The organism is Shewanella sediminis HAW-EB3, assembly GCF_000018025.1.
GTDB lineage: Bacteria > Pseudomonadota > Gammaproteobacteria > Enterobacterales > Shewanellaceae > Shewanella > Shewanella sediminis.
Genome location: NC_009831.1, coordinates 2,242,563 through 2,257,372, shown reverse-complemented (window position 1 = coordinate 2,257,372; position 14,810 = coordinate 2,242,563). Strand labels below are relative to the sequence as shown.

Sequence of the window (14,810 nt, the reverse complement as noted above, 5' to 3'; positions counted from 1 at the left end):
AACGACCTCGAAATGCAGGCTTCAGCATGTCGAAAAGTGACAGAGTTCAAGGTAGTTAACTGCTCCTCGGTAACAGCTCCATGCGTTACTCTACCTCCTATATCCATATAGTCGTGCATTAACGACATTCCCACCATCCGTGGTGGTCAGCATTAAATAGCAGCTAGTAATTCTAATTCAATATTTATTCTTATAAATAAAGAATGTAGAAACATGTTTCTTTTCGGCTTGCCCTTCGGGAGTTCCCGTAGAATACCTGCATTGCGTTAGTGATATTGAAAAGGGACTCATACCAATCGGTATAAGAAAGTGATCTACTCAGAGTTTTTTTGGCAAACTAATTCAAGGCGAATGGATGAGGGAATGGTGCTCCCTTCTGAAGTTATTCAACGCAGAAGTAGGCAGCCAAAAACACTCCTGAAAGGCGAGTTTTAGCGCATCCGATGCAGTGTTAACGAGCTTAAACGTAGAATAACTATGTTCTTCACTCGTTGCCTTGCCTCTGAAGCGCTAAACTCTCGCTGAGCGATCACATCTTTATACCGATTGGTATCATCTCTTCAATCACTGCCTTGTTCAGTTATCCTACGGGAGCTCTGAAACGAGCATTTTGAAGTGGCTTGGGTATGAACAAAAAAAAGCCGCTAAATAGCGGCTTTTGTGATGAACTTCTTCTATTTAAAGAATTATTGCGCGTGTTCTTTGCCTAGGTACAACCAAGTATCGATAACTGTATCTGGGTTTAGCGATACCGTATCAATGCCTTGGTCAACCAACCAGGCTGCGAAATCAGCATGATCAGAAGGTCCCTGACCGCAAATGCCAACATAGGCACCTTTAGCCTTGGCTGCTTTAATGGCCATTGCCATTAACGCTTTAACCGAATCATTACGCTCATCGAATAGATGACTGATGATGCCAGAGTCACGATCTAAGCCGAGTGTTAGCTGAGTCAAATCGTTAGACCCGATAGAGAAACCATCGAAGTGCTCAAGGAACTGATCGGCAAGCAGTGCATTTGAAGGCAGTTCACACATCATGATGACGCGAAGACCATCTTTACCACGCTCTAGACCTTCCTCTTTAAGCAGTTCGATAACCTGCTTCGCTTCATCAACCGTACGTACGAATGGGATCATGATCTCAACATTCGTTAAGCCCATCTCATTACGAACACGTTTAACCGCTTCACATTCAAGCGCAAAACAGTCACGGAAAGATTCTGAGATGTAACGACTCGCGCCACGGAAGCCCAACATAGGGTTCTCTTCCTCTGGCTCGTATCTGTCACCACCGACCAAGTTAGCGTATTCGTTAGACTTAAAGTCAGACATACGAATAATCACTTTCTTTGGATGGAAAGCAGATGCGATGGTCGCCATACCTTCAACAAGGCGTGCAACATAGAATTCAACAGGTGATTCATAACCTGCAATCATCTCGTGGATCTCTTCCTGAAGGGCTGCATCTTGCTGGTTAAACTCAAGCAAGGCCTTAGGGTGAATACCAATCATGCGGTTGATGATGAACTCAAGGCGAGCAAGACCAACACCTTCATTAGGAAGGCGGGCAAAATCAAATGCTCTATCTGGGTTACCGACATTCATCATGATCTTCATTGGCAGCTCAGGCATAGAATCTACACGAGAACGTACAACATCAAAATCTTGAATACCATCGAAGATAAAGCCAGTGTCGCCTTCGGCACAAGAAACTGTCACTTCCTGACCATTCTTAATGCGTTCAGTGACGTCACCACAACCAACAACAGCAGGAACCCCTAGTTCACGTGCAATAATTGCAGCGTGACAAGTACGGCCACCACGGTTAGTGACGATAGCGCTTGCGCGCTTCATGATTGGCTCCCAATCAGGGTCAGTCATATCGGTAACGAGCACGTCACCTTCTTTAATTTGATCCATGTCAGCAATTGATGACAAGACTTTAGCCACACCACTGCCGATCTTATGGCCAATAGCACGGCCTTCACATAGAACGTCACCCTTAGTCTTAAGATGGTAGCGTTCAATCAGTTGCACATCTTCACGAGAACGAACGGTCTCAGGGCGTGCTTGAACAATATAAAGCTTGCCATCATTACCATCTTTTGCCCATTCGATGTCCATTGGACGACCGTAGTGCTGCTCGATGATTATGGCTTGCTTAGCAAGCTCCATGACTTCTTCATCGTTCACTGAAAATTCGCGGCGCTTATCGGCTGCAACATCTTCAATTTTAACTTGTTTACCGTGGTCGAGATCGTCCGAATAAACCATCTGAATTAACTTGCTGCCAATATTGCGACGTACAACCGCTTTATGGCCCGCTGTTAAACTTGGTTTATGAACATAAAACTCATCCGGGTTAACCGCACCTTGTACCACCATCTCACCAAGACCGAATGAAGAGGTAATAAATACCACATCATTGTTCCCAGATTCGGTGTCCATGGTGAACATAACACCAGATGCTGCCGTGTCAGAGCGAACCATACGCTGAACGCCAGCAGACAGTGCGACGCCCTTATGGTCGTAACCCTGGTGAACACGGTAAGAGATAGCGCGATCGTTAAACAAAGAAGCAAAAACATGCTTTATCGCGACCAGTACAGAATCATAACCTTTAACGTTCAGGAATGTTTCTTGCTGACCCGCGAAAGACGCATCAGGCATATCTTCAGCCGTTGCCGACGAGCGAACAGCAAAAGAAGCTTCTTTGGTTTGAGAGGAAAGTGTATCGTAAGAGTCACGAACAACTTGCTCAAATTCGGGGTGGAACGGGGTGTCAATCACCCATTGTCTGATCTGTGCACCGGCTGTAGCGAGTGCGTTCACGTCATCTACATCTAGAGTATCTAGAATGTCGTATATCTTCTGGTTAAGTCCGCTTTGTTCAAGAAACTCATTGAACGCGTACGAGGTGGTGGCAAAACCGCCAGGCACTTGAACACCTGCATTAGCTAAGTTACTAATCATCTCACCAAGAGAAGCATTCTTACCGCCTACCTTGTTGACGTCACCCATGCCTAATTCTTGATACCAGAGTACATATTGCTGCACAGTTCTATCTCCGCAAGTTTATTTCAGTGTGGCCCCTTCACAGGAGGGCAGCGGCATTTTACACTCCAGCGCAGGAGCCGTAAATCTATAATTTTATTTGTAATTTTATTACTACAAGAGGTCAAAATGTTGCGTAAAGTATTTTATATCTCAGATGGGACCGCGATCACAGCTGAAGTGTTTGGCCATGCAGTCCTTTCTCAGTTTCCCGTTGAGTTTGATGCACTTACAATTCCTTTCGTCGAAACAGAAGCTAAAGCTCATGATGTAAAGCTTCAAATCAATGATTGTTTTATTACAACAGGTGAACGGCCATTAGTATTCCATTCGATCGTCAAAGCCGAGATCCGAGACATCATCTATAGCAGTGAAGGACTCGATTACGACTTTTTGAACACTTTTGTCGCGCCATTAGAGCTACAATTAGGAATGAAAGCCTCTCCGGTCGTTCATCGTACTCACGGTAAGGCTAATGAAGGCTATGAAGCACGTATCGATGCGATTAATTACACGATGGACAACGATGACGGGCAGACCTTAAAGAACATAGATAAAGCCGACTTAGTCCTTTTAGGCGTGTCACGTTGTGGCAAGACCCCAAGTAGCCTCTACCTTTCGATGCAATTTGGTATCAAAGCGGCTAACTACCCTTTTGTCGAAGATGATATGGATAACCTTAAACTCCCCACTGCCTTAAAAGAGAATAAGAGCAAACTATTTGGTCTAACCATCGATCCAGTGCGATTACATGAAATACGTAAGAGCCGAATGGATAACAGCCGTTACTCCTCTTTGAGGCAATGCCGTATCGAAGTGAAAGAGGTCGAGATGATGTATAAACGTGAGCGGATCCCCTTTGTTAATACAACCAACCATTCGGTCGAAGAGATAGCGACAAAGATTTTGGACGTCACCGGACTCGAACGTCACATGTTCTAAAATTCAACACGTTTTCGTGAAAAATCACGCTTTTTGTCAAAAAAATTGCACAGCTGCTTATAAATAGGGAGAGAATTCCCATAATTGGCACTGTGCAAGTCGCAACTATTAGTTATAATCGCAAGCAATAAGGCTAAATGCCCATACGAACGCTCGGTATATTGAATGACCATTAAAACAGATGAACTACGCACCACTTTATTATGTAAGGCTATTTCTCCCGCTAAATTGGCTTCAGAGTTTCCGTTAACACAAGATGCAGCCGATTACCTGGTCCAGCAAAGACGTGAAGTCGAAGCCATCCTTAAAGGAGACGATCAACGATTGTTGGTCATCATTGGCCCTTGTTCCATCCATGACACCAGCGCTGCAATCGATTATGCAAAGCGTCTGGCTGTTCTGCATCAAGAATTAAAAGACGATCTGTGTATCTTAATGCGCGTCTACTTTGAAAAGCCACGTACCACAGTCGGCTGGAAAGGCTTGATCTCAGATCCTGATCTCGATGGCAGCTTCAACGCCAATAAAGGCTTACGTCTGGCACGTCAGTTACTGCAAGAGATCACCGAACTAAAATTACCTATCGCCACTGAATTCTTAGATATGGTGAACGGACAGTATATTGCCGACCTGATCACCTGGGGTGCAGTGGGTGCCCGTACCACAGAGAGTCAAATCCATCGTGAGATGGCTTCAGCGCTCTCTTGCCCGGTTGGCTTTAAAAATGGTACTGACGGCAATATCAACATTGCCATCGATGCCGTACGTGCGGCGAAAGAGCCTCACATCTTCTATTCACCTGATAAAGATGGCGCTATGGCGGTGTATCGCACCACCGGCAACCCTTACGGTCACATCATTCTTAGAGGTGGTAAGCAGCCTAATTATCATGCAGAAGATATCGATGCCGCGGCTGAAAAGCTCGAAAGTGTCGGTGTATCTCATCGCATGGTGATCGATTTCAGTCACGGTAATAGTCAAAAGAAGCACCAGCAGCAGTTAACTGTTGCCGACAGTATCATGAAACAGATGAGTCATGGCTCGACTGCTATCGCCGGTATCATGGCCGAAAGCTTTATCGAAGAGGGCAGCCAGAAGGTGATTACCGGAGAGGAGCTTGTCTACGGTAAGAGTATTACCGATGCATGCCTGAACTGGAATGACTCTGAAAAACTGCTTCGCGATCTAGCTAAAGCCTCACGGAAAAGAATCAATAAACTTAAACAGTAGTTGAGCAATCGTTCCTGACGAAGGCTAGCTCCTATGCCATAGGCTTCACCGTTTTATACCGTGAAGCCTTTTTGTGTGGTTCAGCTTTATTTCGAGCTGCGCCCTAGCATAACTTCCTGTTCGAAACTCGGGCCCGACATCGAGTATGTCTTACTTGTTATGACAAATAAGTATGGCAAATCATCCATTTAACCCAATATATTTCGACGATGAGTATCGCCCTACTCACAACATTTTAATTGCATAACCTTAGGTTGCCGTATGCCACTCACTCAAACATCAGATCCTCGCTCCGATGCGATCAACAAACGTATAAAACACTCAGAAGCCAGAGTCATCAAAGCTATCTTTCCCTCTATCACCAACCACCACAACACCCTATTCGGTGGTGAAGCGTTAGCCTGGATGGACGAAACGGCTTTTATCGCAGCCACTCGCTTTTGTCGTAAACCATTGGTTACCGTCAGCTCGGACAGAATTGACTTTAAGAAGGCCATTCCTGCCGGCAGTCTCGCAGAGATCATCGCCAATGTTATCCATGTCGGCAACACATCCCTGAAGGTCGAGGTCAATATCTTTGTCGAAGATATGTACAAAGATCATCGAGAGCATGCCATACGAGGTGTTTTCACCTTTGTCGCCGTCGACGATAACAGACAGCCAACTAAGGTCTGGACGCAAGAGTAAGTAATACATGGCAATAGCAGTGATTGTCATCGGCTGCTATTGCCTCTATAAAAATTGAGTTCCCTACTCAATTTTCAGCCTTAATGGTTACTAGACTTAAGTCTAACAAACCGAATTCTAAAGCAAAATATTCCCCCTTTCTGATAAACCAATAGGATCCACTCTCCTTTTTCTGTTACATTGAGTTAATCTTCACGTGCAACTAACACAAACATAAAAGCCATGAAGCTAGAAAACTTAAATATAATCATTGCAGATGATCACCCGCTATTCAGAAATGCCCTACGCCAAGCATTAGCTGGATCCTTTACTAACACCCGCTGGTTTGAAGCCGACAGCGCCGAAGCATTACAGAGTCAACTTGAAAATGATGAAGTTGAATTCGACCTGGTCATGTTGGATCTACAGATGCCCGGTTCCCATGGCTACTCCACATTAATTCATCTTCGCACTCATTACCCGGATCTCCCCGTGGTGGTTATCTCGGCCCACGAGGACAACATCACCATTAGTCGAGCCGTACACTATGGCAGTGCCGGCTTCATTCCAAAATTAGCTTCCATGGAGACACTCGCTACGGCTTTATCAGCCGTGCTTGAAGGGGACATTTGGTTACCCGCGGATGTTGAACTGCAGTCAATAGATGAAGATGCAACCGATCTGATGGCCAGTAAATTGGCCGATCTAACACCTCAGCAATATAAGGTGTTAGGGATGTTTGCCGAAGGCTTATTAAATAAGCAGATAGCCTATGATCTCGGCGTCTCTGAAGCAACGATTAAAGCCCACGCCACTGCAATTTTCAGAAAACTTGGTGTGCGTAATCGAACTCAGGCGGTCATCTCACTTCAACAGTTAGAGATGGAAAAAGTCGAGCTATAATAAATTTGCTATGAAACGAGTCAAATAACTAAAAGCCGAACATCTGTTCGGCTTTTGATTTATGAGCCTAGGCAATCAGGCAATCAGGCAATCAGGCAATCAGGCAATCAGGCAATCAGGCAATCAGGCAATCAGGCAATCAGGCAATCAGGCAATCAGGCAATCAGGCAATCAGGCAATCAATTCAATCCCAAATAAAACGAGATATCACCTGAAATTTTCCATCATTCGATAATATAGCATGCCCATTGCCATTCCTTGATTTCCCAGCCATTCTCCGACAGGCAACCTTATCTGTCTCATGTCGGCAAACAGATCAAATTCCGTCAATTGGCCGATAATGGCATTCGCCATTATCTCTCCCATGATGTGAGAGGTTGCGACTCCGTGTCCAGAATACCCCTGACAATAAAAGACATTATCGGAAACTTTACCCAATTGAGGTATTCGATTCACCACTATTCCCGCCATGCCCGTCCACTCAAACTCGATATCGATCCCCTTTAGACGTGGAAAGGTCCGCTCGATAGCCGGACGCAATTCTTGAGCAACATTCTTTGAGTCTCGTCCTGAATAATTGGTCCCGCCGCCAAACATTAAACGATGATCGGCCGTCATCCGATAGTAATCCAACACAAACCGGCTGTCATACACTGCAATATCGTGGGGGTTGATGGCCTTAGCGACTTCGGCGGTTAATTTTACCGTTGCACAATTACCTAATGAGGCAGGAAACAGCAAACCACTGAGCTTCTTCCTGGCCAGCTTATGATATGCATTGCCCGCAATTAATACGCTATTGGCTGTTATTGAACCATGGGCTGTTTTTACCACGGGTAAGGCACCATCACAGATATCCAGTACCGGCGAATCTTCAAATATCATCGCCCCATGGCTCTGTGCCGCCCTGGCCTCTCCTATACACAGATTCACAGAGTGGAGGTGCATGTTACGCTTATTCAGCAGGCCGCCATGATAGAGGGGGGTGTCTAAATACTCCGGAATATCCTGTTTAGACAATAACATCAACTCACTGCCCATTCCGCGTTGCACAGCCTCATCATAGGTCTTCTGCATCTCCTGCATATGATTAGGTTTATAGGCGGTATGCAGATGACCAAATTTAAGATCGCAATCGATCTTATATTTATTGACACGATTTTTAATGATCTCGTGGCCCCGCCAGCGCAGATCCCAGATAAAGTTTTCCGCCTCCTTACCAAGCTTATTGCGAAGTTGCTTAACCATGGCCTCATCACCGGATAGACTCCCGGTTACCTGGCCGCCGTTTCGGCCTGTCGCCCCCCAGCCAATCTTATTGGCTTCGACTATGGCGACTTTTAATCCCCGTTCAGCCAATTCGACGGCCGTCGAGACCCCGGTAAAACCGCCACCAACAATAACTACATCGACTCGAAGCTCGCTTTCCAATCTAGGATATTGGGTTTCATCATTAATCGTCGCATTATAGTAGGAATCACAGCGTGTCTCTGGCATAAAAAGGGCTCCATCGATGTTCAATAAAATGACTTTTTGTTTTATATTTTTTACACTTTAGCTTTTGAGTATATAGATGGATAAATTATCGTCAATGACCATTCAACAATAAATAGTGTTTCGGCCCCTTAACAATAATAGGAAAGAGCAGGATGTTGGTATTCTTCAGGAGAGCGGGTAAACAGGAGAGAAGTAGAAATGAGTCATTAATTTTTTACAGATGAAAAAGTTGGAGGTGGGAAGAGAAACCCTATAGATCTAATCGACTCCCCCCCTCAGCAATTTAAAATCACAGACTAAAGGGCACGCCAGCTTGCTTGTGTCAGTATTGAACCATTATCGCTAAGTGTGACTTTAAACTCGTCACCCGCATTCACCTCTCCCACTCCTTTTGGCGTACCGGTCATAACAATATCGCCATCTTCCATGCTCATAAATGTCTGAATTTCATCTAAGATCTGCAAAGGCTTATTCATCATCAGTTCAATACTCCCTGATTGAGTCGGCTTATCATTAATAAACAACTCGAAGGTTAAACCATCACTGATATTTTGGATGTTAATAAATTCACTTATAACGGCGGAACCATCGAAGGATTTTGCCCGTTCCCAGGGAAGGCCTTTAGCCTTGAGTTTGCTCTGCAAGCCTCGTTTTGTGAGATCCAGCCCAAGTCCTACAGCAACAAACTCCCCACCTTCAACCAGAAAACACAATTCAGCCTCGTAATGAATCGCTTCGAGATGAAAGCTTAACAGTTCATCGGCAATAGCAGAGTTAGGCTTGATAAAAAGTACCATATCATCGGGTACCTCGTTATTCAGCTCTTCGATATGCTCAACATAATTCCTCCCCACACAGACCACTTTTGAGGGTGTAACGACTCGATTACCGACGACGACAGTGTTCACTTCTCTCTCCATCTATTTTTTAATTAAGCTTGAGATCAACGCCCTTAACGCTGCGGGTTTTACCATCTTAGCCATATAACGATAGCCCCGTTGCTGTACATCATCGATAAGATCTTTACGGGTATTTGCCGTGATCAATACGCCAGGAAGGTGGCTGCCATATAAAGCTCGGATCCCATCCATTGCATCGACACCATTTTGTCCGTCATCCAGATGATAATCGGCCAGAACTATGTCCGGGGCCACGCCTTTAAGCCCTAACTTAATTCTCGCATCGGCAAGATCTTTTGCGCAGATAACCTCACACTGCCAGCGACTCAGCAGACTCTCCAATCCGGCAAGGATGGCCTCTTCATTGTCTATGCACAGCACTTTAACACCGGCTAAGGGTTGTAACAGGGTGGAGATTTTCTTAGGTTGCGCCTCTTTCACCGTTTGACCCAGTGGCACACGAATAGAGAAAACCGACCCACGACCCAGCACCGACGTAACATGGATTTTATGATCCAGTACCCGGCTGATCCTATCCGCAATCGCAAGTCCCAACCCTAACCCACTCACACTTTTACTGGTTGGGTTATCTAAGCGTTTAAACTCTTTGAATATTTCCTGGGTCTCTTTTTCATCAATGCCGCAGCCGGTATCCAATACCTGAATTTCGAGTTCATCGCCTCGGTAGCGACAACCAAATAACACCCGGTTTCCGCGGGCATATCGATAGGCATTGGTTAAAAAGTTCTGTAACACGCGGCGCAGCAGGCTTAAATCTGAATTGATAGTTGCACTGCATGGCACCATATTGAACTTGATTTGGCTATCTTTAGCCATAGCATCAAACTCAACGGAGAGGCCATCGAGTAACTCAGACACCGCAAAGTCCCGTCTGTTTACCTCGACCATCCCTGAATCTAACTTAGAGATATCCAGCAGATCGGTGAGCAACTCCCCGGCGATCTTCAAGGAGCTATTAACATGTGAGAGCGTCTTCTTTCCCTCCTGATCTAAGTTGGGATATTGAGATAAAGATGCAGTGAATAATCGTGCAGCATTTAGGGGTTGCATCAGATCGTGGCCCACTGCGGCCAGAAACTTACTCTTAGATGCATTAGCCATCTCTTCCTGTGCCTTGGACTCTAATAACTGACTATTTAGCTTAGCCAGCTCATAGGTACGCTCCTTCACTCTGGCTTCTAGGGTATCATTCACCTCTTGCAACGCTTTGGCATGTTCACGATATTGGGTAATATCGGTAAACGTCATCACAAAGCCACCGCCCGGCATTGGATTACCCTGGATCTTGATCACCTTGCCATCTTTTCGCTCACGCTCTGAAACATGAGGCGTACCATTTCGCATATGTTGAACACGCTTCTGTACTTTCGCCTCAACATCTCCTGCCCCACAAAAGCCCCGTTCGGCATTAAAGCGCACGACATCACTGATCGGCATACCTTCTTGCAGAAATGATTCAGGATATTGATACAACTCAGAATATTTATAGTTCCAAGCGACCAGATTCAGATCCTTATCGACCACACTCATGCCTTCATAAGCGTGTTCAATGGCACCTCTGAGCATATCCTGGCTTAAGATAATTTTTGAAGAGGCTTCATCCACCAAACTGAATACTTCATCGAGTGCTAAGTCGCGCCCCTGCTGCACAGAGTCCATCACCAACGAAGCACTTGAGCCCCCTAAAACACCGGCCAACATATGTTCTGTATGTGCAATGAGCTCAGGCGGCGCCGATTTATGCCAACTGTCACTCTTTACCGCCTCATCTGAAAATCGTGAAAAGCTTTCGTAAGCCCGCGTCGGACTCACGAAGCGACTGGCAAGGATCAGTAAATCTTGCTGTGAAACCGGCAAGCCTTTTCGGCTGGTATTGCTCTTTAACTCACCCGGCGCCACGAACGCGCTGGCTTGCATACGCTCAGCCACACCAGCTCTGAACCAGATAGAGCCAAGTACATAACAGGCCAGATTGGCCAATAGCGCCGTTAAAATATCGCGAACATTAGGGGTTATCGCTTCAAGCAAGCCAAAGTCATTATTAAAGACACCAGATACATCACTCGCACCTTTTATCAAGATATAACACCAGAGTCCGAAGCCAACAGCCAGACCCAATAAGACACCGGAGCGATTACCATTTTTCCAATACATGCCACCAATTAACGCAGGAGCGAGCTGAGCAAAGGCACCAAACGACAACATACCAAGTCCAGACAATGAATCGCTATCAATAAATGAAAGATAACTGAAATAACCTAAACCTAAGATAACGATGATAGAGAGCCGGCGTGCATTGAGCAGAAATTGAGAAAACTGACTGAAATTTTTCTCTTTAATCTTACCTGTGCGTAGCATGACCGGTACAAGCCATTCATTACTCACCATCACACTGATAGTCACCACTGCCACGATGACCATACCGGTCGCAGCCGACAGTGTTCCGAGCAGGGCGATAATGGCCAGCACAGGCTGGTCCAGTGCCAACGGCAGATTTATCACGTAGGTATCGGCTGCGACACTATCACCCAGAATTAATTTTCCGGCCAGTGCCAGAGGCGCGACAAACAGACCAAATAGCAGCAGATACAGAGGAAATAACCAACGAGCCTTGAGTAAAGTTTTCTCGTCATTACATTCAACCATCATCACATGGAACTGGCGAGGCATACACAGGAAGGCGGCTATGCCGACCAAAAGCTGTGGCATTAATGATTCGACTCGTAATACGGGCTCACTGATCAGGTTTCGCTCACTGGCCTGTTGCCAGATATCACCAAAGCCATCGAAGAAACCAAAACTAATCACGATACCGACAATAAGAAAAGCGGCCAATTTAACCAGAGACTCGAAGGCAATCGCCAGCATCATGCCGGGGTTATGCTCGGTCGCATCCAGCTTTCGGGTGCCGAACAAAATGGCAAACATCGCCAGTACTGCGGTAATGATTAAGGATACTTTCGCGCCATCGAAGGGGGAATCGTCGGGTTGAAACAGATTAAGGCTAAATACCATGGCTTTCAGCTGTAGTGCGATATAAGGCATGATACCGAACAGTGCGATCAAGGTGACGATAGCGGCTAAGAGTTGAGATTTGCCATATCTGGCGGCAATAAAGTCGGCTACAGAGGTGATGTTATGAGCTTTGGAAACGATAACCATCTTTCGAAGTAAACCAAATCCAACGGTAAAAATAAGAATAGGGCCGATGAAAATGGGCAGAAAAGACCAAAGATCTTGCGCTGATTGACCAACGGTTCCTAAAAAACTCCAGGAGGAGCAATAAACCGCCAGACTCAGTCCATAAATCCAGACCTGCAACCTCTTTGTGATACGACTAAACCACCGCTCTGCTCCCCAAGCCAATAGAAAGAGCAGGAAAACATAAAGAACGGCAATCACGCCCACAAAGATGGTCAAATTCATAATATTCTCTTTTTTATGCCATTGTGCGTTAAAAAAAGAATTAAATCTAGCCATCAAATGTCTTACAACAGACTAAAAACAAAGAGAATTTTAACACTAGACCAAGGTCTAATAGAGCTGATAGCCCTTGAGACTCCATACTTCAGTTACGCATTATTAGATTAAGGGAAGCCCAATGAGCACGCAGTCTCTCTACAAAGTTTCTAGCGAAATAGCTGAAAACGCACATATAAACGAAGAACAATATAAAAAAATGTATCAAGAGTCGATTGTTAACCCTGAAGGTTTCTGGAGAGAACACGGGCAACGCATCGATTGGATTAAGCCTTATACAAAGATCAAGAAGACCTCCTTCGACGATCATAATCTCTCTATTAACTGGTTCTATGACGGCACGCTTAATGCCTCAGCAAACTGTTTAGACAGACATCTTGAGAAAGACTCCGACAAAGTCGCTATTATCTGGGAAGGTGATGACGCAAAAGATCAACGTACAATTACTTATGGCGAACTTCACTCAGATGTATGTAAGTTTGCTAACGCACTACGTAGCCAAGGCGTAAGACGTGGTGACATAGTTACCGTTTATATGCCTATGGTGCCTGAAGCCGCTGTCGTCATGCTGGCATGTGCACGTATAGGGGCCGTTCACTCGGTTGTTTTTGGTGGCTTCTCACCGGACTCCATAGCATCACGTGTTATCGACGGTAAATCTAAGGTGATTATCACTGCAGACGAAGGCGTTCGCGGCGGACGCATTATTCCGCTTAAGGCTAACATTGACGAAGCCTTGTCTCATCCGGATGTAGACTGTGTGGAAAAAGTCATTGTTTTAGAACGAACCGGCGGTGATGTAAACTGGGTCGAAGGTCGTGATATTAAGTGGGAATCACTGATGGATACCGCTTCCGAGCACTGTATCCCTGAAGAGATGGGCGCCGAAGATCCTCTATTCTTACTTTACACCTCAGGTTCTACCGGCAACCCTAAAGGTGTGCTGCATACGACCGGCGGTTACATGGTTTACGCAGCCATGACACACGAATATGTTTTCGACTATAAAGACGGTGAAGTCTATTGGTGTACCGCCGATGTGGGCTGGATCACCGGACACTCCTATATGGTTTATGGCCCTCTGGCTAATGGCGCAACCGTCCTGATCCACGAAGGTGTACCCAATTACCCGACCCCAGCTCGCTTGGGTGAGATGGTCGACCGTCACAAGGTCAATATCCTCTATACTGCGCCGACACTAATTCGTGCATTAATGGCCGAAGGTAAAGAGCAGTTTGCAGATTTCGATGGCAGTTCATTGCGCATCATGGGATCCGTGGGTGAACCCATTAACCCAGAAGCGTGGCGTTGGTATAACGAAGTTATCGGTCATGAACATTGCCCGATTGTCGATACCTGGTGGCAAACAGAAACCGGTGGTATTTTGATCAGCCCACTGCCTGGCGCAACCGATACCAAGCCTGGTTCTGCAACTCGTCCTTTCTTCGGCGTTCAACCCGCTCTGGTTGATAACATGGGGAATATCATCGACGGTGCAACCGAAGGTAACTTAGTTATTCTCGATTCCTGGCCAGGACAGATGCGAACGGTTTTCGGGGACCATGACAGATTTGCCCTCACCTACTTCAAGACGTTCCGTGGCATGTACTTCACAGGCGATGGTGCCAAACGAGATGAGGATGGTTATTACTGGATCACGGGTCGCGTCGATGATGTGATTAACGTATCGGGCCACAGACTCGGTACAGCAGAGGTCGAAAGTGCATTAGTGGCTCACGAGCATGTAGCCGAAGCTGCCGTTGTTGGCTACCCCCATGATATTAAGGGTCAAGGCATCTATGCCTATGTCACCTTAACCAAGGGAACCATCGAAACTGAAGAGCTTCGTCAGGAGCTCAGAAAGTGGGTACGTAAAGAAATTGGCGCCTTAGCAACACCCGATCTAATCCAGTGGGCCGGCGGTCTGCCAAAAACCCGTTCGGGTAAGATTATGCGTCGATTCCTGCGAAAAATTGCTGCCAATGAGGTCACAAACCTTGGAGATTCATCGACACTGGCCGATCCGGCAGTTATCGACACCTTGATTGAGTCCAGACTTAACCGTAGCGAATAAGTCAAAAATAACTCCCGCTAGCCCCTTATTTATTAGCAGTAA

At 45.9% G+C, this 14,810-nt stretch carries 9 protein-coding genes; 5 read left to right on the top strand and 4 right to left on the bottom strand.

Annotated features, from left to right (window positions below):
• Positions 1-686: 686 nt before the first annotated feature.
• The gene (gene ppsA / locus SSED_RS09740; protein WP_012142218.1) at positions 687-3,059 is read right to left on the bottom strand and encodes a phosphoenolpyruvate synthase; all 2,373 of its coding nucleotides are present in this window, start codon (positions 3,057-3,059) and stop codon (positions 687-689) included.
• 126 nt (positions 3,060-3,185) lie between these two features.
• Here ppsA and ppsR point away from each other — a divergent pair, with 126 nt between their 5' ends.
• The 4 genes from ppsR (at position 3,186) to SSED_RS09720 (ending at position 6,797) form a co-directional block, all read left to right on the top strand.
• Positions 3,186-3,998: a posphoenolpyruvate synthetase regulatory kinase/phosphorylase PpsR gene (ppsR, locus tag SSED_RS09735; protein WP_012142217.1), complete on the top strand. Its 813-nt coding sequence runs from the start codon at positions 3,186-3,188 to the stop codon at positions 3,996-3,998.
• Between the two features lie 165 nt (positions 3,999-4,163).
• Complete coding sequence (locus SSED_RS09730) at positions 4,164-5,228, top strand: 3-deoxy-7-phosphoheptulonate synthase (RefSeq protein ID WP_012142216.1); 1,065 nt, start codon at positions 4,164-4,166, stop codon at positions 5,226-5,228.
• 261 nt (positions 5,229-5,489) lie between these two features.
• Positions 5,490-5,915, top strand: a complete 426-nt coding sequence (locus tag SSED_RS09725) for an acyl-CoA thioesterase (RefSeq protein ID WP_012142215.1) — start codon at positions 5,490-5,492, stop codon at positions 5,913-5,915.
• 222 nt (positions 5,916-6,137) lie between these two features.
• On the top strand, positions 6,138-6,797 hold the full coding sequence (locus tag SSED_RS09720) for a response regulator transcription factor (RefSeq protein WP_012142214.1): 660 nt from the start codon (positions 6,138-6,140) through the stop codon (positions 6,795-6,797).
• Between the two features lie 207 nt (positions 6,798-7,004).
• Here SSED_RS09720 and SSED_RS09715 read toward each other — a convergent pair whose 3' ends face one another.
• The 3 genes from SSED_RS09715 to SSED_RS09705 all read right to left on the bottom strand — a co-directional run bounded on the left by SSED_RS09715 (position 7,005) and on the right by SSED_RS09705 (position 12,640).
• Positions 7,005-8,294: an NAD(P)/FAD-dependent oxidoreductase gene (locus SSED_RS09715; RefSeq protein WP_012142213.1), complete on the bottom strand. Its 1,290-nt coding sequence runs from the start codon at positions 8,292-8,294 to the stop codon at positions 7,005-7,007.
• 296 nt (positions 8,295-8,590) lie between these two features.
• Positions 8,591-9,202: a fumarylacetoacetate hydrolase family protein gene (locus SSED_RS09710; protein ID WP_012142212.1), complete on the bottom strand. Its 612-nt coding sequence runs from the start codon at positions 9,200-9,202 to the stop codon at positions 8,591-8,593.
• Positions 9,203-9,214: 12 nt separating this feature from the next.
• Positions 9,215-12,640: a hybrid sensor histidine kinase/response regulator gene (locus SSED_RS09705; RefSeq protein WP_041421625.1), complete on the bottom strand. Its 3,426-nt coding sequence runs from the start codon at positions 12,638-12,640 to the stop codon at positions 9,215-9,217.
• Between the two features lie 175 nt (positions 12,641-12,815).
• Here SSED_RS09705 and acs point away from each other — a divergent pair, with 175 nt between their 5' ends.
• The gene (gene acs / locus SSED_RS09700) at positions 12,816-14,768 is read left to right on the top strand and encodes an acetate--CoA ligase (protein WP_012142210.1); all 1,953 of its coding nucleotides are present in this window, start codon (positions 12,816-12,818) and stop codon (positions 14,766-14,768) included.
• Positions 14,769-14,810: the final 42 nt, after the last annotated feature.